At 37.5% G+C, this 24,449-nt stretch carries 21 protein-coding genes; 6 read left to right on the plus strand and 15 right to left on the minus strand.

Annotated elements, in window-relative coordinates; translation table 11 throughout:
- The 8 genes from IW15_RS17770 to ruvC all read right to left on the minus strand — a co-directional run.
- Positions 1-557 (minus strand): DUF6443 domain-containing protein (locus tag IW15_RS17770; protein ID WP_034714152.1); only part of this gene is annotated, 557 nt, incomplete at its 3' end.
- 6 nt (positions 558-563) lie between these two features.
- Entirely contained in the window at positions 564-3,860 is a 3,297-nt protein-coding gene (locus IW15_RS17775; RefSeq protein ID WP_034714155.1) for a hypothetical protein, read from the minus strand.
- Positions 3,861-3,865: 5 nt separating this feature from the next.
- Entirely contained in the window at positions 3,866-5,407 is a 1,542-nt protein-coding gene (locus IW15_RS17780; RefSeq protein WP_034714157.1) for a T9SS type A sorting domain-containing protein, read from the minus strand.
- A gap of 250 nt (positions 5,408-5,657) precedes the next feature.
- Positions 5,658-6,344 (minus strand): T9SS type A sorting domain-containing protein, encoded by a 687-nt coding sequence (locus IW15_RS17785; RefSeq protein WP_034714159.1) that lies wholly within the window; start codon positions 6,342-6,344, stop codon positions 5,658-5,660.
- Between the two features lie 5 nt (positions 6,345-6,349).
- Complete coding sequence (locus IW15_RS17790) at positions 6,350-6,940, minus strand: phage tail protein (RefSeq protein WP_084681478.1); 591 nt, start codon at positions 6,938-6,940, stop codon at positions 6,350-6,352.
- Between the two features lie 132 nt (positions 6,941-7,072).
- Positions 7,073-8,935, minus strand: a complete 1,863-nt coding sequence (locus IW15_RS17795; RefSeq protein ID WP_034714161.1) for an AAA family ATPase — start codon at positions 8,933-8,935, stop codon at positions 7,073-7,075.
- Between the two features lie 14 nt (positions 8,936-8,949).
- Positions 8,950-10,017, minus strand: coding sequence for a DUF4407 domain-containing protein (locus tag IW15_RS17800; RefSeq protein WP_034714163.1), 1,068 nt, complete (start codon positions 10,015-10,017; stop codon positions 8,950-8,952).
- Between the two features lie 285 nt (positions 10,018-10,302).
- Entirely contained in the window at positions 10,303-10,857 is a 555-nt protein-coding gene (ruvC, locus tag IW15_RS17805) for a crossover junction endodeoxyribonuclease RuvC (RefSeq protein WP_034714372.1), read from the minus strand.
- Positions 10,858-10,959: 102 nt separating this feature from the next.
- On the opposite strand from ruvC, the gene IW15_RS17810 reads away from it, so the two are divergent.
- The gene (locus IW15_RS17810; protein WP_131368593.1) at positions 10,960-11,451 is read left to right on the plus strand and encodes a hypothetical protein; all 492 of its coding nucleotides are present in this window, start codon (positions 10,960-10,962) and stop codon (positions 11,449-11,451) included.
- Positions 11,452-11,453: 2 nt separating this feature from the next.
- On the plus strand, positions 11,454-12,818 hold the full coding sequence (locus IW15_RS17815; protein ID WP_034714167.1) for a peptidase M64 domain-containing protein: 1,365 nt from the start codon (positions 11,454-11,456) through the stop codon (positions 12,816-12,818).
- A 42-nt stretch (positions 12,819-12,860) separates the two neighbouring features.
- Here IW15_RS17815 and IW15_RS17820 read toward each other — a convergent pair whose 3' ends face one another.
- Positions 12,861-13,409 carry a 2'-5' RNA ligase family protein gene (locus tag IW15_RS17820; RefSeq protein ID WP_034714169.1) on the minus strand — a complete coding sequence of 183 codons (549 nt, stop codon included), beginning with the start codon at positions 13,407-13,409 and terminating at the stop codon, positions 12,861-12,863.
- Between the two features lie 102 nt (positions 13,410-13,511).
- On the opposite strand from IW15_RS17820, the gene IW15_RS17825 reads away from it, so the two are divergent.
- The 3 genes from IW15_RS17825 to IW15_RS22155 all read left to right on the plus strand — a co-directional run bounded on the left by IW15_RS17825 (position 13,512) and on the right by IW15_RS22155 (position 15,237).
- A complete protein-coding gene (locus IW15_RS17825) occupies positions 13,512-13,835 on the plus strand; it encodes a PadR family transcriptional regulator (RefSeq protein ID WP_034714171.1) in 324 nt (107 codons plus the stop codon).
- Positions 13,832-14,542 carry a hypothetical protein gene (locus IW15_RS17830; RefSeq protein ID WP_034714173.1) on the plus strand — a complete coding sequence of 237 codons (711 nt, stop codon included), beginning with the start codon at positions 13,832-13,834 and terminating at the stop codon, positions 14,540-14,542. Before IW15_RS17825 ends, IW15_RS17830 begins: the two co-directional genes overlap by 4 nt.
- An 80-nt stretch (positions 14,543-14,622) precedes the next feature.
- Positions 14,623-15,237 (plus strand): hypothetical protein, encoded by a 615-nt coding sequence (locus IW15_RS22155; RefSeq protein ID WP_051882184.1) that lies wholly within the window; start codon positions 14,623-14,625, stop codon positions 15,235-15,237.
- Here the strand turns inward: IW15_RS22155 and IW15_RS17840 are convergent.
- The 5 genes from IW15_RS17840 to IW15_RS17860 all read right to left on the minus strand — a co-directional run bounded on the left by IW15_RS17840 (position 15,221) and on the right by IW15_RS17860 (position 22,740).
- Complete coding sequence (locus tag IW15_RS17840; RefSeq protein ID WP_034714176.1) at positions 15,221-16,339, minus strand: serine hydrolase domain-containing protein; 1,119 nt, start codon at positions 16,337-16,339, stop codon at positions 15,221-15,223. The genes IW15_RS22155 and IW15_RS17840 overlap by 17 nt on opposite strands.
- 129 nt (positions 16,340-16,468) lie before the next feature.
- Positions 16,469-17,179, minus strand: coding sequence for a Dph6-related ATP pyrophosphatase (locus tag IW15_RS17845; RefSeq protein WP_034714178.1), 711 nt, complete (start codon positions 17,177-17,179; stop codon positions 16,469-16,471).
- Positions 17,180-17,237: 58 nt separating this feature from the next.
- Positions 17,238-18,284, minus strand: coding sequence for a hypothetical protein (locus IW15_RS17850; protein ID WP_131368594.1), 1,047 nt, complete (start codon positions 18,282-18,284; stop codon positions 17,238-17,240).
- Positions 18,285-18,378: 94 nt separating this feature from the next.
- Positions 18,379-19,257 carry a hypothetical protein gene (locus IW15_RS17855; RefSeq protein WP_034714182.1) on the minus strand — a complete coding sequence of 293 codons (879 nt, stop codon included), beginning with the start codon at positions 19,255-19,257 and terminating at the stop codon, positions 18,379-18,381.
- A 135-nt stretch (positions 19,258-19,392) separates the two neighbouring features.
- A complete protein-coding gene (locus IW15_RS17860) occupies positions 19,393-22,740 on the minus strand; it encodes a methylmalonyl-CoA mutase family protein (protein ID WP_034714183.1) in 3,348 nt (1,115 codons plus the stop codon).
- 184 nt (positions 22,741-22,924) lie between these two features.
- Between IW15_RS17860 and IW15_RS17865 the strand changes: the two genes are divergently transcribed.
- Complete coding sequence (locus tag IW15_RS17865; RefSeq protein WP_034714376.1) at positions 22,925-23,257, plus strand: hypothetical protein; 333 nt, start codon at positions 22,925-22,927, stop codon at positions 23,255-23,257.
- Here the strand turns inward: IW15_RS17865 and IW15_RS17870 are convergent.
- Positions 23,254-24,369 (minus strand): DUF3667 domain-containing protein, encoded by a 1,116-nt coding sequence (locus IW15_RS17870; protein WP_034714184.1) that lies wholly within the window; start codon positions 24,367-24,369, stop codon positions 23,254-23,256. The genes IW15_RS17865 and IW15_RS17870 overlap by 4 nt on opposite strands.
- Positions 24,370-24,449 lie beyond the last annotated feature (80 nt).

A 24,449-nucleotide genomic window follows, 5' to 3' on the forward strand; every position in this document is an offset into this window, starting at 1 on the left:
CCATAGGTACCGTTATAGCTGATTCCGGATTTTGTGGCTCCATTCTCCCAGGCGGTAGGAGCCGTATATTTGATCACTTCTCCTGAAACATTAGCATCGTAATTAAATTTCACAGGTTTATCACTCCAGGCATTACCTACCTGTCTCTGCTCCAGGATTCTGTCCAGGGGAGAGTTTTCAAGGGTCTTTTCGGCATAGATCTTTTCTGATCCGTACAAATCGGTTTGGGTGGCATTGGCCAGTGGTGTGGGAACAATAGCACCGTTCAGGGTTCCGCCCTGAGGAACGGGAAGGTAATCTTTAATCTGTCTTCCGAACTGGTCATATTCAATGTGGGATACAACATCTCTTCCTAATGGGGAAGCTTTGATATTCACTACCTGCTTGGGCCTTCCCAATCCGTCAACATATTGGACGGTTTCAGAAGTTTTAGGCGCTGGAAGCGTTGGATCGGATAAATAAGTCTTTGTATAGATGTAATTTTCTGTAGGGGTTAACTGGGCGTGGGCTAAACTCGTGACAAGTAAAGCACCGATAGGAATTATAAGTTTTTTCATCGTGTGTTAGTTTTTATAATGGTATTGGTATTCTTTCAGCACTTTTCCGTTGGCATCTACTACTTTTTCAAGTCTGTTAGATGCATCGTATTTGTAGAACTCTCTGATTCCTGAAGGTGGAGTGATGCTTCTAACTCCAATTAAAGGATCATAGGTGTAGGTACTGATCTGGAAGGCTGATAATCCTGCATTATTCCTAAAGGTATCCAGCGCGGTTATCAGTGACTGCTCAGAAGTGTCGGTACCTGATATAGCATCGGTATTGGAGGCATTGACGATGCCGTCAATCAATGATTGTGGAATGTCATAGATCTTTGCACCTTCTATCTTAGCAATAGGCTTGGTTGTATCATATCCCCAGATAATACTTACTGATATTCCACCTTTGGTGGTATATTGTATGATATTTCCTTTGCTATCATATTGATCATAAATAAGCTCTGTAGAGGATACTCCGGTCTGAAGATCATATGAAAGAGCAGAAAGCGGCAATACGAGCCCGGAAGCGCGGGTATCCGCTTCGCCCTGGTTTACCGGATAGATACTCTGACTTCTGGAAATGGTTTTAGCGATGCCATTAGCCGTTTGTACTGATGAAGTTTCTAAAGGGGTATCAACAATGTTTTTACTGATCATCAGCTGGTTGCCTTTTTCATGGGCATACTGGTAGGTCGTCAGGATATTTTCTCCGGACGGAACAGTGGATGAAGTAGTTTTCAGGTTAATAGGTTTATTGATATCGGTGTCTGTATATGTGTTTTCAGTCTGGGATTCAATCTTTTTATTCCCATCAAAATATTCTGTTACTTTTGATTTTTTACGTTCAATTTTACCACTATAAATTTCCACAGCACTCATATTCACCAAATAGGATGATAAAGGTGGTACATTAAAGTTCTCTACATTATAAGGAACAATATCCAGATCAAGCCCGAAAGCGATCTCATCATCCGTAATCGTATTATATCCGGAAAGCTTATTTTTGATCGGATTAATTTCATACTCATTTGTTTCTTCTTTTAAAATCTTGGCTCCTTTTTTATAGGTAGTTTTTAATGGAAATCCAAATCTCCAGTCATCATAGGGTCCCGTTTTATCCGTGTAGACATTGCTCAGTCCGCTATTACCATCAGCAAACTCATAAATAGTTTCTCCCAGATCATTGTATTCTGTTACGGTGGAATACGTTACGATATTAGACATGCTGTAAGAGCTGTAAGCACTTCCGGTATTCTGGAGCATATAGTCTTTCTGGATATAGTCGGAAGCACCTGCATTCTCTGCATTGGAATGGGCTACCCTGTAAAAAGGCTTGACAAACTGAAACGGACGTTTAAGCTTTCCTGATCCTTTATAAGTTCCTGTTGCCAGATTAAGCATCTGATAGCTGTAGTTATATATGTTTGATATATTGTTGGCATCCACATCTTCTATTTTCTTTACCCTGAGCCCTCCTACATCTCTGATATTATTCGACTGGACTTGTTTATTGTATTTGATACTCAATGAAAATGTACAGCCGCAGTCGCCGATACGCTGCAATCGCATCCTTAGAGGACTTGTTGTTGCTCCAAATTCTGCCGTAAAGCTCTTTCCATTAGAGCTGTAGACCTGTCCTGAATTATTCAAGCTACCTATGCATCGATTTTCATGAACCTGCTGGATGTCATCACTATTATTCATACATCCATTTCCAAAAGTAATCCGGAATCTGGCATTAGGCTTGTTCACAAAAGCGGATAAAGGAACAGTTACTAGCGTATCAAGAAGAGGCTTCCTGAATTCTCCCGGATCTTGGTAATTGGCCACGGACATATAACTCTCCGTTACATCAATCGTGGAATATTGGGCTGTTTCTACAGTATTGCTCTCGTAATAAAGGTTTTTAGAAGCTCCCGTAGGATATTTAATACTCTTTAAGACCCCAAGCTGTGCAAAATTAGAATTGGTATTTCTATTTCTTCCGCCAACTATTGAACTCTGGGCGGCACTGATATTACTTGAAAAAACCTGATCAGGAATGCTGGTATTTGATTTTGTATAAAAATTATTATTAAAATATCCCCAATAATCATCGTTATTAGAATTTCTTGCTGGGAGCGGGCTATCTTCATTATAGGAAAATGAATACTTGCTGTTTTGAAGATTGTCTTTTACTTCTATCAGTTTGAGCCTGTAATCTTCATATGTTTTATTAGTGGCATTCGATTCAAAATAAGAATAGTTAAAAGAAACGTCTTTAATTGTTTTTCCTGACTTATCTTTTACAATGATCCTCTTAAGTGCAACACCAGCAAGAGAGTTGATATCTTTTCTGTACAGTTCACCATCTATGGTACTAAGGTTATCGTCTCCGGAATATTTAAATTCTACCTGTCCTTCAGGAAATATAATTTTTGTAATTAATTTCTCATGGTTATTATTGACATCAATTCTGGGAGCTGGAGAAGTCTGGATAGGCGGAAAAGGAACGTAGCCTACGGGAGCATTTTGAGAGGTAAGAATTCTGCTTTCGAACTTGCTTTCCTCAGAATAGTTGAGTGTTTTTTGGTATTCAATTTTTATCAATTCATTTCTGGATGTACGTAAACTGTCTATCTGAAAAGAGTTTACGGCCAGTTGAGGGGCTGTCTGGGATCTTTTGGTCATCACCGAATTCTTTCCCGAAAGCCAAAACTGGTTACCTTTTGTGTCTGTTATGTTGAAATTACCATTGTTAGGAGCCCTTTGGATTAAAACATCTTCATGAGGGATCGGAAAACCTTTGTTATTATTCATCACAAAGCTTCCGCTAACAGAGGGTAGGCTGTATGAAAATAAATCAGGCTGCACATCATACATTCCTTCATAAAGATATCCTAAAATCTCCTTTTTAGCGTTGTCATTCCAGGGATCAACAGAAGTATACTGATAGGCTGTGTTGTAATCTTTAAAATATATTGGGAAAAAGTCATCATCCTTTCCCAGAATATTCTTGGAAATTGTATTAGGAAGTGAAAGGGACCAACCCAAACCTACCGAACTTGATATTTCATTTTGCTTGATTCCCCCTGTATTATAGGAAAGTCTGATGGGAAAAACCAATTCCCCGAGTCTGATATCATAGATGGGAACAGAAATATTTGCCTTTCCGTTGAATAAATCCATCGGAAGTTTTCCCACTTTGTCAAAGCTGTAGGCATCAGGTGATGTGGGAAAAGACAGTACTTCCTTATTTTGCTGAGCGTTAACGCCTATTCCAGCTTGAGAATATCCAAATGAAACAATGGATAGTAATAGCAGTGTAAATAGTTTTTTTATCATCGTGTTTATTTCTTAATCAGCTTTGCACTAGCTGTTTTGTTTGTATCAGTTTTTACAGTAACCAGATAAGCTCCCTGAATCAGATTCTGGGTATTGATTTTGGTGATTTTGTTTTTAGTGTTTAGTGTTTGGAGCTGTCTGCCGCCCATATCATATAAAGTGATCTCAGCATTTTTAAATTCAAAGCCGGTTTCTACATACGCATAATCCGTTACCGGATTCGGATAAATTTTGATTTCCTGTTTTTCAATCAATTGGTCAATCTGGCTGTCACCAAGTTTTACAATCTTCCAGTTCTCTTTTCCGAGTTCTTCGGCGCTGGTTCCTGCCAGTATAATAGAACCGTCTCGGTTAAGCTTTATATCAGACAATCTTTCCTCTTTCTTTCGGGATTCTCCTTTTACATATTTCCGCCACTGCTCATTGCCATCCTGATTTAAGTACAGCATCCAGAAGGTTTCATCATCACTTTCTATTCGGCCTTCTGCCTGGGTATATCCACCAAGTAAAATTCCTTTTGAAGATTTATCATCCGCTGAATGCAGGACACTCATTCCCATCAGCACATCTCGGTTCTTGAAATTGTAGGATTTTTGCCAGATTTCCTCGCCTTTTTCGTTTAATGAAATCAGCCACAGATCCGTTCCTTCTTCAATACCAACGGTTTTATTTCCTGATCGTTCGGATCTGGATTCTCCACCGATAATGTATCCGTTTGAGGTTAGGGCTAAGGTTCTCAAATGATCATCTCCTTTACCTCCATAATTCTTTTCCCATTCTACTTTTCCCTCTTTATTGAGTTTGATGATCCAGTAATCTCCTTCGCCAAAGTTTTCGGTTTTTTTTGAACCTCCGACACTACTTCTGGAATATATTCCTAACAATGCTCCGCCGTCTTTGGTGGGAATCATTTTCTCCATTTCATCAAGACCTTTTCCTCCCAGAATCAATTGTGACAGTTCTTTTCCGTTTTTGTCGAGTTTTATAATTAAAACATCTTTGGAACCGTATCCTCTGGCTGAGTTTTGTACATTTCCGGCCACAAAAAATCCTAAATCCGTGGTTTGAATCACAGATCTTGCTTCTTCATCGGAAGAAGTTCCCAATGTTTTTTGCCAAAGCTCATCTCCGAATTCATTGATCCGGATCAGCCAGATATCAGAACCTCCTTTGGAATCCTCTTTTTTATCTAAACCTTTTCCGGAATACGAAGTTCCAGCCAGAAGAAATCCTCCTTCCTGAGTGGCTACGGAAGCTGATAGAAAATCGTGGTTATTTCCTGAAAAATATTTTTCCCAGACCTGATCACCCTGTTGGTTGAGTTTGACTAAATGAAAATCGTAGCCGTTGTTTTGGGTATTATCCGTAGAAATTTTTTTAGATTGTATCGAACTTCCTGTAATAAGGTATTGCTGATCGATCGTTGTAGTGACTTGGCTTAAGAAATCCTGTGTGGAGGATTTAATGTCTTTTTGCCACAACACTTCCTGGGCATGTATGCCCAAAACAGTGCACATCGAAAGTACACTCGTGTAGAGTTTTCTCATCTATTATGTGTTTTAAAGTTAATAGTCGTTTTTATTATTATAATTCTGCAAATTTAACATTTTTTAGCAATTATTAAATTCACGTTAAAAAGATTTAATATGAATCTTATCACATGGTGTCTTTTCTTTCTTAGCATTTACTTGTTATTACAAATCTATTTCTCCGCCACGACAAAACTTGTCGTATTAAAAAAGCTTCCAGAATTTCTGAAAGCTTTTAATTATACCGTTGTAGATAAAATATTATATTCTATTTTTTCACAAATTTAAATTCATAAATTTGTGAATCTTTGGCAGTTGCCCTCAATAAATAAACCCCTGACGTTAATGCAGAAACATTAATTTTATTGCCAAGCTGATCTGTTTTTATAAGCTGGCCATTCATATTGAAAATTTCAACGGAGGTCATATTGTCCAAACCTGAAATGCTTATGATATCCGAAACCGGATTAGGGAAAATCTGAATTTTAGGTTTTGTAGTATTTAAAGTTGTTAACGTGGAACTGTGTACATCGCCCGTCAGGGTAGAGTTGGCAGCTGTTAAATTTCCACCACACTGTCCATTGGTGACAACGGTATTTTCTACCCATGTTCCGAATCCGTTGCTTGGTGGATTCGCAGCGGGACTATTTCCTGTGGAATTATAATACATCAGGTAAGGATTAACGAAATCTCCGTTTCCGCTGTCTGCAAGAAACTCCCACCTTGTCAGTGTATTGTTCCACTGGATTTTGAATTCACAATTTCCTAATCCGCCACAGGGTTGCTGATCATTGATAGGTATTGTCATGTAAATGTTTTTATTATAAGCATCCACTGACGTTTTTGTAAAGGTAAAGGTTTGGTCATCAAATAGATTGATACAGCCTTTGAAGGTAATAGTCTGGGCAGATAATGAGCTGCTAAGAGCTAATGCTAATACATATAGATTTTTCATACCCGCTAATTAAAAGATGGATAAATACCCTGGGTGGCAATAATACATCTCAAGGTAAGAAATGGAGATCTGTTTTCGTGAGGCTGGTTTCCTCCTGCCGGATTGATCATCGTTGCCTTCATCGTCGTATTAGCATTCGCATCAGAATACTCCTTATCTAAAAGTTTGGTATCTGCAGGAAGGCTGTTAGTTGGGATATTTTGATTTCCCTCACTGGTTACAGCATTGACAGTATGGGAATGCATAGGCATCTGCTGGGCTGTTAGAGTGACCGTTTCACTGCCTCCAGGTTCACCTACAGTGTAATTGTTAGGACTTCCAGGCATCATTCCCTGAGAAATAGGAGCTCTTCCCCTCATATCAGGAAGGGCGAAGTTGGTAGTTCCATTCCCTCCGAAAGTGGTTCCTAAGAGTGAAAATAGGGCTGCGTTTTGACTGATCGGAAGAAGCTGGCCGTTACATTCTGCCCATCCGTTTGGTACTCTGTTATAAGGCACAAAAATAATCTGGCCCAGATATGGATCCATTTGTGCTTTTAGGGTAGAGGTAAATGCACCGCTGAAAAGCAGTATGCATGTTAAAATTAAGTTTTTCATGATGTTTAAATTAGTTGGGTAAAATTATAAAATATTCTACATATTTTGATTATTAAAACAAAAAACCTTTTAGAATTAACTAAAAGGTAATATGTATAAATGCATATTGATTATATGGTGAATATTTTCCTCCTATAAGTTTAGCATCTTATGATATTCTGCAATATGGAGGTGTCCTTCTTCTTTAATACTCACTTCCAATTGATGCTTTTGGGCAATATCATAAATTTCTTTGGGTTCCATGCTTCCTTTTTCACTAAGGACTTTGCTCATGTTCTTTAATAATTCAACATGGGTAAGTAAATCTTCCCTGGTTTTTTTAGCAAGTTCCTGCATCAGTTTTTCGATTTTCACATCTGTGATATCTTGCTGCATCCGATGGGGATAATCCTCCAGGTTATAGGTGGCTTGGTAATCATCCTCAAATCCATATTTTCTGACATAATCAATCGCTAGAGTAGTAGCCTGTTCTCTGTCATGGCTTCTTCCTACACTGGCATTTTTTTCTTCGAAAATAATTTCTTCAGCAATACCTCCCGCCAGATAAATCTTAATTTTATCCAGAAGACTCTCTCTTGTATCATGAATCTGGTGCGGAAATGTAAATCCTGCGGCATAGCTGCTGGCAACCTTGCTCTTCAGTTGTAAAGGAGCAAAGCCGGTATACAGTATATAAGAGATGGCGTGTCCACATTCATGGACGCTGATATTGGCTACAGCATCCAGCTGATTGGTTTGACGTATCTTGTCAATTCGGCCCAAATAAGGAACTTCAACCACTTTGCTTCCTATCTTACCGGTGATGGTCTTCTTACTTTCCAGGTAATCTATTTCTATCGCCTTGTCATCATGAATGATAGCCTCAAAAAGGAATTTGCTGAGGTTGGTGTCTAAAATATCTACCACACTGCTGAATACAGGACGGACACCCTGAACTGGAAATACACCATTCCTGTAAATCAAAGCATTAATATTTTTAGAAATTTTTAAGCTGACTCCAAATTTTGCCTTGGTCTTCTTTTTCAGATTATCAAGTTCCCTTTGAATCAACTGATTAAAATCTTCTGTTTTTAAAGAAAAATAAATTAAATGAATGTTTCCAAAACGTGCCACCTGCTCAGGACGGAATTTTCTGGTCAATGCATTTTTAATATCTACAACCGTTATTTTTTTGGTAAAAGCATGAAAAATATTGGCATCTACATCCGCTTCACTGGTTTCCCGTGACATTTGGAATGCCTCATCAAGATTTCCGCTGATGATGATCAGCATTTTGCTGTAGTCTACCGGTTCATAGATCTTTTTTTCCTTCTGTTTCTTAAGGATCAGCTTTACCATATCTTCCTCCTTCATATCAATGATGCTCATGACATCATCTTCTATACTCAGGTATTTTTTAAGCTCTTTGGCGTCCCATAGATTAAGATAAGGATTTTCTTCAAGATCTGTTTCACCGTTCACTTTTCTTCTTTCATTTTCTTTTTTGCGGAAGAGATAAGAGAACAAATAATGCTCAAGATCATCACGCTCCCGCTTACTCAGGCGTCCATCGCTTAAAAGCTCCCAAAAATCGGTAAATTTGGTTTGTGCGACAGGAGTTCCATCAGCATCTAATGTATTAAATCGCTGGATCTCGTCAAACAAGACGATACCCGGTTTTTCATCACTAAGGCCATTGCTTTGAAGAATGTCGGCAACGCTTTTATTCCATGTAGTTTCATCGGTATTGCTGAGTTCAATCTCTGCAAACCGGTTTTGGAATTCCAGAAAACTGACCATTTTTCTCACCAGATCTGTTTTTCCGACTCCTGTCATTCCCCAGAGATTAATCACTACAGGGCGGGTCAGAATCTCCGGCATCAGATACCAGATCTGAAGATACTCCATGACATCATCAATAATTGTATCGATCCCTATAAATTCTTTTTTTAGGAATGCTTTGCAGTCGTCCAGCTTTTTCTTTTTCTTCTGAATCTCTTCTTTATCAATAATCATTTGTGAAAAATACGTTATTTTAATTGATCTTTAAAATCCTCAATTCTAAAATCGGTTAAGTCATTTCCTTTCTCAATTTTCTCCTTAGCATACAGTCGGAAATCATTTTCAGTTTTCTCTAAAAGATAATCATAAGGACCTATATGAGAAATTAATTTAACCAAGACAGGGGAGATTTCCAAACAGATAAAAAGTCCCATGATAAAAGCTGCTGCTAGCCCAATGATCGCTGAATTTTTACCCAGTTCATCCAAAGCCTGAAGTCTGGCTGCAAATCCATTGAACTTATCTTCTATCGTTTCTGTGGATTTTCGTTCGGTTTCCAGATTGGTATACACCTTTGATATTTCTTTATCTAAATAATCAAGCCTTGGAGCGGCTTGTTTCTCATAGTTCTCCAAATCCTGTCTGCGTTGCTCCTTTAGCTCCTGCTTCCGTTTTGCATTCGGTCCGAAACCTTCCTTACCACTTGTTAAACCGGATTGCTTTCCTAAAATTTCTTTTTCTAGTTCTACAGAAGCAGAATCATATGATTTTTGATATTGGGCTATTTTTTCTGAGATCTGCTTTTTTTCAGTATCGAAAGGTCCGCTTTGTTGAAGAATCCTTCCGTTCAATTCGCCCTGAAGCTGTTTTTTATTTCTCTGAATAATTGTATTCAACTGTTTGTTTACTTCTTTTTCAAAAATCTTAAGCTCTAACGGTTTTGAAATAATAATCCCTAAAAAAGTGGCCAGAATCAATCGGGGAATAGCCATTAAGATCTGATTCCACCAGGTTCCTGTTTTCTTGATTGAAGAAACAATATAGCGGTCCAAATTGAAGATCATTAATCCCCAAAGAATTCCGAAACCCGTTGCTGCCCATATATTGTCAAATACGGTATACATAGCATAGCCTGCGGAAAGGGTAGCAAAAATTGCGGTGAATAGGACGATCCCACCAATTCCGGAAAATTTATTCCATTCGCTGGGGGTCTTTCTTAAAATATGGATGTTTCCTCCGGAACAGATCATGAGGAATTTCTGGAACCAATTAATGTTATGATTCGATTGATTTATAGTTTGTTGATTCGTTTTCATACTAGAAAATTTATACAAATGTAATACTAAAAATCATACCAATGTTAAAGATGGTATTATGTTTAACCAAGTAATTCTTGTTTGGCTTGTAATTATTTGTAAATCAATTTATTAATTTAGAAGAAGTTTAAGGGGAAGAGATATGCTAATTATTGCTGCGTTTTATACCTTTAATAGAATAATCTTTATACTATTATTTATTTCAAGCTTAAGATATTTCAAAAATTATTTCATAACAAAAGCCCTCGCAAAAGGGCCTTTTATAAGATTTATATCATTACATAGTTACTTTAAACGATCCGGATTTTGTTTCAGGAAGCTGTCCCAGCCGGTATACGCTTTTGTATCTGCTATGGTTCCCGAATTAAAATGATGACATACCGCAACGGCAAGACCATCGGAAGCATCTAAATATTTGGTAGGAAATTCTTTCAGTTTTAAAAGGCTTTTTAACATTCCTGCAACCTGCTCCTTACTGGCATTCCCATTTCCTGTAATGGCCATTTTAATTTTTTTGGGTGAATATTCTGTAATGGGAATATTTCTGTGCAGACTTGCAGCCATTGCAACACCCTGTGCACGGCCCAATTTCAGCATACTCTGTACATTTTTACCGAAAAAGGGAGCTTCAAGAGCGACTTCATCAGGATGATATTCATCGATGAGGGCTAAAGTCTTGTCAAAAATATATTTGAGCTTGGTTTCGTGGTTCGGATATTTTTTTAGGATAAGCTCATGGATAGAAACCAGCTCCATATTGCCTTTTTTAACGGAAATAATACCGAAACCCATAATACTTGTTCCGGGATCTATCCCTAAAATTATTTTTTCTGAAATCATTGGTTCAAAGATATGACATTCTATATTTTTTCTTTGTGAAAAAAAATAATAAAAATAAATCTTGATATGGTGAAAACTTCTTAACTTCATAAAAAAATGATTATGAAAATTCTATTACAACTTTTTATCCTTCCAGTCTTTGTATATGGTAGTTTTCTACAGGTGAGCGGGTTACCTAAAGGAGATCCATTGAAAAGCGAGACTTCATTGAATGACAAAGGCCAGATTGGCTATCTCTTTTTTAAGGTTGAGAAAAACAATTCCGGGTTGGAAAAAATCACGCTGGAATCCAGGAAAGTCGCTGATGGAAAGCTTAAATCTGTTCCGTCTTTCGACAGAGAGGCTGCCGGCATTGGTGATTTCATTGTTTTACTAACGGATGCAAACGGTAAAGAAATCGTTAAACAGCTGGTGGAAGACCCATTGAACCAGAATATGGAAAGTTTTGAAAAAGAAGGGATCAGCAGACACAAGGTTTCTCTTGAAACTGCAGAATTCAGTGTTCGTTATTCTCATTCGGCAGAGATCCAAACAGTGCGGGTTGAGAAAATTACCAGTGCAGGGAATCAATTATTATTTAACGAAAAACTTTAATCATGAAAAAAGCTTTATTTCTCTTATTGGCCAGTACGTCGTTCTGTTTTTCTCAGACTTTTGAAACGGTATCGATCCTTAATAACGGTTCGAATGATAAACGTATTAATATTGCAGTGTTGGGAGACGGGTTTACAACAGCCCAGCAAAGTAGCTTTGTTTCCTCGGCCCAATCCACTATCAATTATCTTTTTACGAAAAGTCCTTATACGGAATACAAAAATTATTTTAACGCCTATGCCGTGAAAGTGATTTCCACACAAAGCGGAGTCAAACATCCGGGGACGGCAACAGATGTCACGGAGCCTGTGATTCCGGTTTCCAATCCTACGAATTATTTGGGAAGCGGTTTTGATTTTGGGGTTCACCGCTGTATTTACAGCAATACGACCAATAAAGTGGCTCAGGTTTTAGCTGCGAACGTTCCGGACTATGACATTACCTACGTGTTGGGGAATTCTACAGAATACGGAGGTTGTGGCGGAACGTATGCATTTGCTTCTTTAAATAGTGCATCCAATGAAATTGTAGTTCATGAACTGGGACATTCATTTGGTAAATTAGCGGATGAATATTGGTTTGCCGGTACCGGAGAATCCCCGAATAAAACTCAGAATTCCAATACAACAACGGTTAAATGGAAAAATTGGGTAGGGCTCAACAGTGTAGGAGTGTATCCTTTTACGGAAAGCCCTTCGTGGTACCGCCCGCATCAAAACTGTGAGATGAGGTATCTTGACAGACAGTTCTGCTCAGTGTGTAAAGAAGCCATTATTGAAAGAATACATTCATTGGTTTCTCCTGTGGATTCTTATACACCGGGAAATACAACAACCGTGAATGTAAGTTCCAATATTACCTTTACAGTCAATGAAATTCTGCCGATTCCCAATACATTGGTCAATTCATGGAAGCTTAATGGAACGACTCTTTCTGCAACAGGAAATTCGTTAACGATTAGTCCTAGCCAACTAAACAGTGGAAGCAACACCTTGTTGTTTTCAGTGACCGATAATAATCCACTGATCAAAGTGACGGGCCATAATGCGGTACATTTTGCTAATGTTACCTGGACGTTGAATAAGAGTACGCTTAAAATGGCTGAAGTTAAAGCTGTAGAAAGAAGATTTGGAATTTATCCTAATCCTGCACAGAGTGAATTTTATATCAAAGGAAAACAGGATTTTTCAAAAAATACGAAAGTATCATTGTATGACGGAGCTGGAAGGCTTATTTCTGTACCTTTTGAAATGAAAGATTCGGCAACGCTGTTTGTCAATATCAGTACGATTCCAACAGGAACTTATACGCTCAATGTGGCAGATGATGAAGGTTTGGTAATTTCTCAGAAAATTATAAAAGAATAAGTAAAGTATAATTTTTGCTACATATTTTCAAAGCCGACTGGATCAGTCGGCTTTTTCGGTGTGTGACCCCGGATTAAGTGCTCTTTTCGCAATAGGAATCCATTTTCCGTCATGTCGGAGAAGCGATATTTCGTTAACTAAGAATTTCGTTTTAAATTCTTTTTCTTTATACAAGGCCCATGCTTTCTGGAAATTTTCAAAAGTTAGGTCCCGATATCCAACCGTCATATGAGGATGAAAAGAATATTTCATGAAATTGAAATGCTGTTTTACATGATGGTATAATTTGATTACATCTTCATTATGTTCAGGCTGTATAAAAAGGACGGGATTTTTGGGATTAGGAAAACTTCCAAAGCCATTTAACTCAATTTCAAAAGGAGAAATATTAAGATCAATTTTGTCAAATGCCGTGAAAATATCGTTTTCTAATTCGAGTTCCCGGTAAAAAGGAGGAAATAGCGTAATGTGAGCATCATTTTTTAGGGCTTTTGCATTGTTATAATTCAACGCCAGATCTGTTTTGAAGACTTCTATATCATCAATAATCTGCTGAGGTGGATAAATAGCTATGAAATATAGTTTTTTCATTAGTCTAAAATAAGGTTTAAATTATTTTTAAGTTCAAATTTTCAAATAAATTTTTATACATAAGAAAATTATGCATAAGTTTGTAATGTATAAAAATTAGAATTGAAAAAGAATAGTCTTTACAAAGGAACGCTGCAGAATATTATTTTGAAATTATTGTCAAAAGAAGTAAAGATGTATGGCTACCAGATCACCCAGCGGGCTAAGGAACTGACGCAGGGAGAGCTTGAGATGACCGAAGGAGCACTGTATCCGCTGCTCCATAAACTGGAGGATGACGGAATCATCAAATCGGAAATCCAAAAAATAAACGGCAGAGACAGGAAATATTATCTTTTGACCGAAAAAGGACTGCAGCAGCAGGTCGTACAGGAAAACGAAATGAAGAATTATTTATTGAACCTAACCACTATTTTTAATATATGATGACTGAGGAACAGGAAAAACAGATCATGGATTACCTTATGTCTAAAAATCTTACACTGGATATGCTGGTGGAAATCAAAGATCATATGCTGGATCAGGTGACAGGTATTCAAGAGACTGAAAACCTCAGTTTTGAAGATGCTTTTTCTCAGGTTAAAGAATCCTGGGGTGAAGAATTTACAATGACCCGCTATTTCTTTTACTCCGGCAAGATTCCAGTGATTGCAAAAAAGATTATCAAAACAAAATATAACGGATTATTGAAAAAGTCTGTATTAATAGCCATGATATCCTTTGCTCTTAATATCCTGCTCATCTATTGTTCAAACAGCGAGGAAACTTATACGATAGCATTCCGTATACTCAATTCTGTATTTTTTATAACTCCGATTGTTGTTGTAGCATTGAATTATAACAATGGAAAGCTTATAGGCAGGGATTACAAATATAAAGGTAAAATTTTTTATACGCTATATCAGACGAACATCAGTTTGCTAACGATCAGTACGACAGCTGTGATGCAGCTTATGTGGAAAAACGGTCATCATGCCTATATGTTCTTTATAAACCAAGATCATACAGAATTAATACTTACAGCCGTTACCCTGATTTTACCGTTTATTATGCAAATTCTTGTGGCATTTGCTTTATTTAATTATTTAGAACATCAAAAAACAGTAAAAAAGATACAGTACTTTCTTGCTTAGGCCAATTTTTAGTGATAGGGTATTCTGTATACATTACAATTCAGAAAAATTTTAATAACCATTCATACCATTTTTAACAGATGACAAACGATATTCAGGAAAGAGAGATCACAAGGTATCTTATTTCAAAAAAACTTAATCAGGCACTTCTTTCAGAGATCAAAGACCATTTTATATTGCAGATCTCAGATCTTATGGATGCTGATGAAATGAACTTTCAGGAAGCTTTCCTGCAGACAAAACTGAATTGGCAGCACGAACTGGAAATGGTGAAAGCAGATCCGCTGTCATTTAAAAAGATCACTAGAATTGAAAAGAAGATCCTTCAGACTAGGTTCAGGAATATAACGCTGACTGGAATGGCATCATCTCTTCTTTTATCCAGCTTGCTGCTGATAAATCCTGATTTCTTCTTCTATCTGGAAGTATTGTTTTTAGGAGTGCTGGTCGGTATGCTGGGATATAATTTTATCATTAAAAAAATGAAATTCTCCGATTATATCCAGTTAAGCTTTCATCCATTGGTGGCAAGAAATGTACTATTGATTGTTATTTTGCTGTCTTTTATGTATTTGTTGAATGATGAATTTAATTTTAAGGATTTGGGAATTGCAAAAGTCTTTTTTCTTTATGCAATAACTACCAAGATTCAGCTTCTTTATTACAACAGCAGGAAAATTAATGTTTTAATCTAAGCTGCATCAGTATATTTTCAAGGTTATCCGTAATTTTTTTTACCTCAATATGGGGTCTGAAAATCGAGCTTTTCCCTTTTTCTTCATCTGCAATATTAGACAAGATAATGACTGAAGTTTTGGTTTCAGGATAATAGATATTCAGAGAAGGGGAACCTTTGATATAACCGCTGTGGAAATAAGCAATGGGATTTCCAATATTCAGCATGATTCCATAGCCGTAGCCCATTTTCCCTAAAATCTGATGATGCCTTTCTGAACTTTTAGAAATAAATGTGGTAAGCGTTTTAGGCTGCAGGATTTTTCCACCATACAGAGCATTATTCCATTGGTGAAGATCTTCTATGGTAGACAGAACACCGCCTGCAGGAAGTCCGATTTCTTTTCCTCCCAGTCTTTTTGGCATATCCGGAACTTTTTCAGCGTTTTTCTCATTTCCAAGATAGGCTCCGGCAAAACCTGTTCCTTCAAAAACAGCACCTGTGGAAGAATTTTTCATTCCTGCTTTTTTGAAAAGCTCCATTACATTGTCACTAAAAGATTTCCCGGAAACGGTTTCTACAATTTTTCCTAGTGCATTGAACCCATCATTGGAGTAAAAGAAATTGGAACCGCTTTTAAACATGAGTTTCCCTCCCAGAGTATTCAAGCCTGACGTATGGTTCAGAAGCTGATGAATGGTGATGTTTTCATATTCTTTGTTCTGGAATTCTTTCAGATATTTTGAAACCTTATCTTGTACATTCAATTTTCCCTGTTCCATTTGAAGTAAAATCAGGACGGAGGTAAACTGTTTGCTTATGGAACCGATGGCAAAAATGGTATTGTCGTCAATTTTTGTACGGCTTTTAAAGTCTGCGAAACCGTTTTCCTTTCGGTACAAAGGAATAGAATCTTTGAAGACGGCTACACTTCCGTTAAAATTATATTTTTTGAAAACAGAATCTATTTGCTGCTGCAGAAGTGTTTTTTGAAAAGCGGTGATGGTGGAATCAATGACGGCATTTTTATCGACTGCCGGTTTTTGAATCTCCGTTTTGCACGAGACAACGGACATGATAAAAATAAAAAATAGGGAGCTCTGCAATACATTTTTCAACATTTGAATAAAGTTTTTCTTAAAAATAGTGAAAATAAAAAAACTTGCCAAGAGTGAAAATTATGGTCTTTTGAAGGAAGAGTTTCTATTCATGGGATTTCTTCAATAATAAAAGAAAAGGACTGTTATCATTTATTTGGAGATCAGATCACAAAACCAAAAAACATAATCTTCCTCTTTATCTGATGTTTCCGATTTCGGCTTAGGATAGGTTTTTTTTACCGTTTTTCCAATTTCAAAAGGAATGGGAACACTGAACAGAGGACCATCAAAGGTAAAAGTATGAAATTCTCCGTTTTCTCCGCAGGGATCTACATTAGGAGGCAAATCACGAATAAAGTCTCTGTCGATAATTCTTCCGGCAAAACTTTTATCAAGATAGGTTTCGTTCACGCAGGTTACAATTGTTTTAAAGCCAAGGTCTAAAAATTCATGGATGAGGTCTACTGTATTTTGTTTCCAGAGGGGAAAAACGGCTTCTATCCCGATGGATTTTAATTGTTCTTCGCGGTATTGGCGGAGATCCTCCAGAAAGATATCTCCAAAAACAGAATGGCTGATTCCCCGGGATTTTATTTCCATCATGGTATTGCTCATGATTTCACGGTACTGCTCCATGGATGGTTCTTTCGGAATTTCCATTTTTATTAAAGGGATGCCTATGCTATTGGCCTGCTTTTGTAAAAGATCGATATGCACTCCATGCATTGAAATCCGCTGGTATTCTTCATTAATACTGGTAAGAAGAGAAGTCACTTCATAACGATCCTCCTGTAAAATTTTATAGAGAGCCAGCGCAGAATCTTTTCCACTGCTCCAGTTGAATACCGCTTTTGGTTTCATAAGGTTTCGGAATTAAAATAAAAATCTTCCTGATTGCAGGAAGATGTATGCATAAGGTTTATAATTTTTCTGCCTTTTCTACTTCTTTAATCGGGATCAATGCCCCGTTCATATAATCTACTTTGAGCTCAAAAGGATAGGCGGTGGTGCCGGAAGCAATTAGGCCGCCGACAATTCCAAAAAAGACAGCTGCTGTAATCACATTGCCCGTTTTTGCAGTGCCTTTTACCTTGCCGATAAAGTAAAAATCACCGTCTCTCTTTTCAGCCTTTGTGAATAAGTTTTCAACAGGAACATAAATATAAGGGATTCCCTGATAGACTACGGCGTAAGTATCGTTTTTCTTAACTTCTTTTTCTTTGCCGTCCATTATCTCATATATTTTAATGATCTTAGACGACTTCCCGTAAAATTTTGGATTAACCACCTCTTTGTCCGGTATCTGGTTTTTAAAAGAATGATAATCTTTGTAAAGTCCGTCTTTTAAGACTTCCGAACTGTAAAGACTCAATTTCTGCTTTTCAATATCATCGAAATTTCTGATGTCCTCCAGTGTATAATGATTGGTTTCTGGTGCTTTTTTGGAGATGTTTTTACTGATGAAATTGCTTACCATCTCACTTCCTTTCTTCATGGTGGCTTTGGTAACGTCCATTGAAGAGTGATCAATGACAGAATCTATTGTATCAAGATAGGAATAGGTTCCATCATCGTTTTTTGCAAATAAATAGGCCTGGAAATAGCAGTAACCATGCTCACTGAATGCTCCGGTGACTTCTGCAAAATAAAGTTGTTTAAGATGCATAACGATTGTTCCATTTTCAGCATCAGCACCGTTAATATGCTGTAAGAGATTCTGAAACTGATTCTGCAAACTGTTTGTGGGAACCACTCTCGCTTTGGCATTGAAAGCACCTTTCTGTACAATTCCAAGAGAAGTAGTGTCTATCCTGTTATCGATTAATGTAATGGTTTTATAATAACTTTTCTCCAGCTTCTGATCAGGAAGACTGATGGTGAAATCTTCTACCCGTTTTTGGGAAAATAGCAAGACGGTAAAGCATAACACAATGAGTAATTGAGTTTTTTGTAGGATGTTTTTCATGGTATTATATAAAATGGATGTTTTCTAACTACTAAAATAGAAAAATCCGTTAAATCTTAGAATAGAATTCATTTTTTTAACAATTCAAACTTTTTTAGTGAGAGTATGATAGAATAATTCCGTCTTCGAGATGATATTCTTTTCCGAGTAATTCTTCTGCATAGATTTCTGATAAGTAATAAGAAGTTATGGAACTATTGTTTTTATTATTTTCGTAATCTTCAAAAGAGATTTCTGCTCCATCCAGAAAACAGAGTGTTGTGTTCTTTCTGGGCTTAAACTCAATTTTTTTTGCCTTGTCCAGATTCGCATATAAAATCGTTTCGTCTTCTCTGTTTCTTTTATCACTGAAAACATAAAAGCGATCAGGATTTGGTGTTTGAGGTTCATTGGATTGAGTTTCAAATACCATAATGTTTTTAAAGCCAAGATCATATTCCGGAACAGATACACTGTAAGAAGCACTGTATCTTTTTGCCAGGGTGAGAATTTGTATTCTTTCAGCTTGTTGTAAGGTCTCCTTACTTCCTGAATATCTGATGCTTACTGTTTTAGTTTCTGGCCTGTAAAATTTCCAGTCTTTGTCAGGTTCGTAATCAGGGTCTCTTATGGCATAAATAATAGCTCCAATTTCAATATTTGAGTCGAGTGTATCTGTTTTAGCTTTCTGTGCATTAAGGTTAGGCGTAAGCATGGCCGCCAAAAATACGCCGCCAGCAATTTTCCTGAAAGGGAACTGGAAAAAATTGTAGTGGGTATCTGGATGCTCTGGAGTGGAATATAATCTTTTAGACTGTATTCTTCCACAGATGGATTCATTTTCTTTTAATAATGAGTGGATTTCAGTGTCTGTTTTATCGGTTAAATCAAATACTTTTTTTGTACATAAGTCACAAAACTTCCCTCCGGAAACATTTTGCATGTTATCCCATTTTTGTTCGCAGGGAGCGGGGATCTGAAATTCGTTCTCCATGATAAGTTTTTATATCCTTAAAAATACAAAAAAAATAGATTGAGATTTCATATTTCGCTGCATTCTGAAAGTAATAAAAAAACCTCAAAGAATTTCTTTGAGGTTTTACTTTATCAATTGTTTGTCCGACCCGGACTACATGTTTCTTCTGTATTTACCGCCTACTTCAAACAAAGCATTGGTAATCTGTCCCAGAGAACAGTATTTTACCGCATCCATCATGACATGGAATAAGTTCTGCTGGTTGATGGCAGCATATTGTAATGTTTTTAAAGCAGCTTCTGATTTATCTTCATTAGATCGTTGGAAATTATGAAGGGTTTCAATCTGAACCTGTTTTTCTTCCTCCGTAGAACGGATTACTTCTCCCGGACGAACCGTTGGTGAACCATCTTTTCCAAGGAAAGTATTTACCCCGATGATCGGATATTCTCCGGTATGTTTCAGCCATTCGTAATGCATTGATTCTTCCTGGATTTTTGAACGCTGGTACATAGTTTCCATTGCACCCAGCACACCACCTCTCTCGGTAATTCTGTCAAATTCTGCATACACAGCTTCTTCCACAAGATCCGTTAATTCTTCAATAATAAATGAACCTTGAAGTGGATTTTCGTTTTTCGCTAGCCCTAATTCTTTATTAATGATCAACTGAATGGCCATCGCTCTTCTTACAGACTGCTCAGTCGGAGTCGTAATTGCCTCGTCATACGCATTGGTGTGAAGTGAATTACAGTTATCATAGATCGCATAAAGCGCCTGAAGCGTTGTTCTGATATCGTTGAAATCAATTTCCTGAGCGTGAAGTGAACGTCCCGAAGTCTGGATGTGATATTTCAACATCTGGCTTCTTTCGTCTGCTCCGTATTTCAGTTTCATTGCTTTTGCCCAGATTCTTCTTGCCACACGTCCGATCACTGAATATTCAGGGTCGATACCGTTGGAGAAGAAGAATGATAGGTTAGGGGCGAAATCATTGATATCCATTCCTCTTGACAAATAATATTCAACATATGTGAAACCATTTGCTAAGGTAAATGCTAACTGTGACACCGGATTGGCGCCCGCTTCTGCAATATGATATCCTGAAATAGAAACCGAGTAGAAGTTTCTTACTTTTTCTGTGATAAAGTATTCCTGAACGTCACCCATTAATCTTAAGGCGAATTCAGTAGAGAAAATACAGGTATTCTGAGCCTGGTCTTCTTTTAAAATGTCAGCCTGAACAGTTCCACGAACGGTCGCAATCGTTTTGGCCTTAATTTCAGCGTAAGCTTCAGCCGGAATAACTTCATCTCCGGTAATTCCTAACAGTTTTAGTCCCAATCCATTATTGGATGGTGGTAATTCTCCGTTATATTTTGGTCTTTCTAAGCCTTTATCGTCAAATTTTGCTTTTAAAACGGCTTCAACTTTAGCTTCTAACTTATGTTCAGCAATATATTTTTCAACGTTCTGATCGATGGCAGCATTCATGAAGAAAGCCAGCAGCATCGGAGCCGGTCCGTTGATCGTCATGGAAACTGAAGTCATTGCATTCACCAGATCAAATCCGGAATACAGTTTTTTAGCATCATCTAATGTAGCAATAGAAACTCCCGCATTTCCAATTTTACCATAAATATCCGGTGGCAGCGCAGGATCCTGACCGTATAACGTTACAGAGTCAAACGCTGTTGAAAGACGTTTTGCATCCATTTCCGCAGAAACATAGTGGAATCTTCTGTTGGTTCTTTCAGGACCCCCTTCTCCGGCGAACATTCTTGTCGGATCTTCTCCTGTTCTTTTGAATGGATAAATTCCGGCAGTGTAAGGAAATGCTCCCGGAAGGTTTTCCTGGCCCTTCCATTGGATCAGATCACCCCAGTCCGTATATTTAGGTAAGGCAATTTTTGGAATTTTAAGATGGGATAAAGATTCTGTTGAGGTTTCCACTTTAATCTCTTTTCCACGAACAAAATAGGAATAAAACTCAGCTTTGAAAGCCTGTTTTGTATCATCCCAGTTTTTTAAGAAATCGATATTTTCCTGTTGAAGGTCTTTTTCTGCCTTTTGATATTCAGCGTCTAATGTTTCATTGGAAAGGAAGCTCTTCACCCCTTCAATATGATACATTTTTCTTGCTAATTCAGCCTGTTTTTCAACATTGGCGTCATACTGTCTGTTGTTTTCAACGATTTCAGAAAGATAACGAACTCTTTTTGGAGGAATGATAGTTACTTCTTCCGTAATCTCCTGTTCAACAAAACCTTGTAAGTTTAACCCTGAAAATTTATCATTTACTTTTTCAACTAATCTGTTGTATAATTCTGTTGTCCCATGATCATTGAACTGAGATGCTTTTGTGGCATATACCGGCATATCGTCCAACGGACTTTCCCATAAAAGATGGTTTCTCTGGAACTGTTTTCTAACGGCTTGAAGGGCGTCTAAAGCACCACGCTTGTCAGATTTATTTAAAGCCACAAGATCTGCATAATCCAGCATGTCGATTTTCTCCAGCTGTGTAGAAGCTCCATATTCAGGAGTCATCACATACATGGAAACATCTGCAAAATCCGAAACTTCTGAACCGGATTGACCAATCCCCGAAGTTTCCAGAATGATGACATCCGGATGAGCCAGTTTCAACACATTCAATGCTGAATGGATGAACGGAGAAACAGAAACGTTGTTTTCTCTTGTCGCCATTGAACGCATATACACTCTTGGGTCATTGATCGCGTTCATACGGATCCTGTCTCCCAGTAATGCACCTCCTGTTTTCTTTTTGGAAGGGTCAATAGAGATGATAGCAATTTTTTTATCGGTATTGGAACGTAAGAAACGTCTTACCAGTTCGTCAGTTAAAGAAGATTTTCCTGCCCCTCCTGTACCTGTGATCCCAATGATTGGAATGTTGATTTCTTTTGATCTTTCATCAATCGCTTTTACCAGTTCCGGTTTTTCCTCTGAAAAGTTTTCAACAGCGGAAATAATTTTGGCAATACTGGTAGAGTTTTCAAAATTGATGGCATCCAGGTCATCTGTTGTTACGTCTTTTCCTGTTGAAAAATCCGAGCGCTTCACCAGGTCATCAATCATTCCCTGAAGTCCAAGCTCACGCCCGTCATCCGGAGAATAAATCCTGTCGATTCCGTACGCCATAATATCGTCGATTTCCTCAGGAAGGATTACACCGCCTCCGCCTCCGAAAATCTTAATCTGGGGCGAATTTTTTTCCCTTAAAAGGTCATAAATATATTTGAAATATTCATTGTGGCCTCCTTGGTATGAGGTTAAAGCAATGGCATTAGCATCTTCCTGGATCGCTGTATTTACAACTTCCTCTGCTGATTTATCGTGTCCAAGGTGGATAACTTCGCATCCTGTTCCCTGAATAACACGGCGCATGATATTAATCGCTGCATCATGTCCGTCGAATAATGACGCTGCTGTCACAATTCGCACTTTGTTTTTAGGAGTATATTTTTGGGTTTCCATAAAAAATCTAGAAAATTTCTGAATTACCAAATATAATAATAAAATAAGAACCCGATTTTATTATTTAAATGATTGATAAATAGATTTTTAATTCTTTTTTACGAATTGGATTTTCTCCTTGTAAACAAACATTCGTTTAGAAATGATGGGTAAATTCTTTATTTTTGCGACATATTTTAAAGATATGCAAAAAGCCTTGATGTATTTCGCTTTAGGAACGGTAGTCAGTTTCCTTATTAGTTATTTTTTCCTGAGTACCGAAAATATCGGCTTAGATTTGTATTACGCAGTAGCTTTCGGCGCTGCCTGGGGACTGGCCTATTACCTGGATACCCCCAATTTTTCATTGCCTAAGAAACTTGGATTGTCTTTTGCCGCTATGGCCGTTTTCGTATTAATAGGTAGCCTTATTTTTACAGTACAGCTGGCGGTGCCTTCCATCCTGAAATTTTCAACGGTTTTTGTAGCCTATTATTTAATTGCAAGCTTCAGAGGAAGCAAATCACTGCGCCGCTAATGGATCATCAGGAAGCTGATTAATCCTAAGCCTACCACCAAAAAGCAAAAAGCGAAAAAATTGATGAAGAACAGGAAAAATCCAATGATAAAACTTACAAAACCATGTGAGTGGTATACCCTGTGATGGGCAATAAAAAAATATCCTATACTATACAAGGCAAGTACATAATAAGAAATGTCGATCAGCACATCAAAAACCTTAATATGGTTGACTAATTTTTGGGTATGTATCAATATAGATATGATGGTGATGACAAATAATAAAAATGAGAAATAGTGGAGCGTGAATACCCCGTGATCAAAATACCACCACTTTTTCTTGTTATGAAAAAACCATAAAAATAGGGCGAAAACAGGAAGATAGATAAAAAGGGCTTTCGGCAGATTGTGAAAAGATATTTCATAGAGTTTCTTAAATATCTCTTTCTTAGTGATGCCGCTCTCTTTCAGTTCAAAGAACTTATGAACAAAAGGAGAGGAGATGTTATATCCTAAGGACGGATTTTTAGCTACGATGGCGTCATATTCTTTAGCATTTCTGGCACCGGATATCACTGTAGACTCATCTATTCCATGATCTAAATTGAGCTCGTCTTCCAGATCAGTTGCCTTTGCATTCTCTGCGAGTGTTTTATTTATTTTCGCAATAGTTGCAGAATCTTCTTTTGAAACATTCTCATTGTTCTTTTTGATGGCTCCATTAATTCGAGCTGTAGTAATAGCGTTTATACTGTCTTTTTTCTTCTTGTCATGAAGGGTTGGAGCCGTTTCTTTATGATTGGAACCAAAATTCATCAATGGAAAAAGCGAAAACATGAAAAAGGTAATGAAACTTATAAATATATAGAGCTTAACAGGAGGAACATACAGCTGCCTCTTCCCTTCGAGGTAAATTGAAGTGAGCTTCCCGGGACGGAACAGAAGATTTTTAATGGTCTTCCAGAACTGTCCGTCATAATGCGTGAAATCTTCAATAAAGTGGGTGAACAGATAATGAAATACCTGTTTTGGCTCTGTGTTTTCCTGTCCGCAATGGGTACAGAATCTTTCTTCGACTTGATGTCCGCAGTTCAGACAGGTTTTATCTTCTCTAATTTTTCCGTGGCTCATGGATATTGGAATTTAGCGCAAATATAATTATTTCGCACTATAAAAAACAGAATTGCTAAGCCGGTAAGGGAATGTTTAAA

Source organism: Chryseobacterium soli, from assembly GCF_000737705.1.
Lineage (GTDB): Bacteria > Bacteroidota > Bacteroidia > Flavobacteriales > Weeksellaceae > Chryseobacterium > Chryseobacterium soli.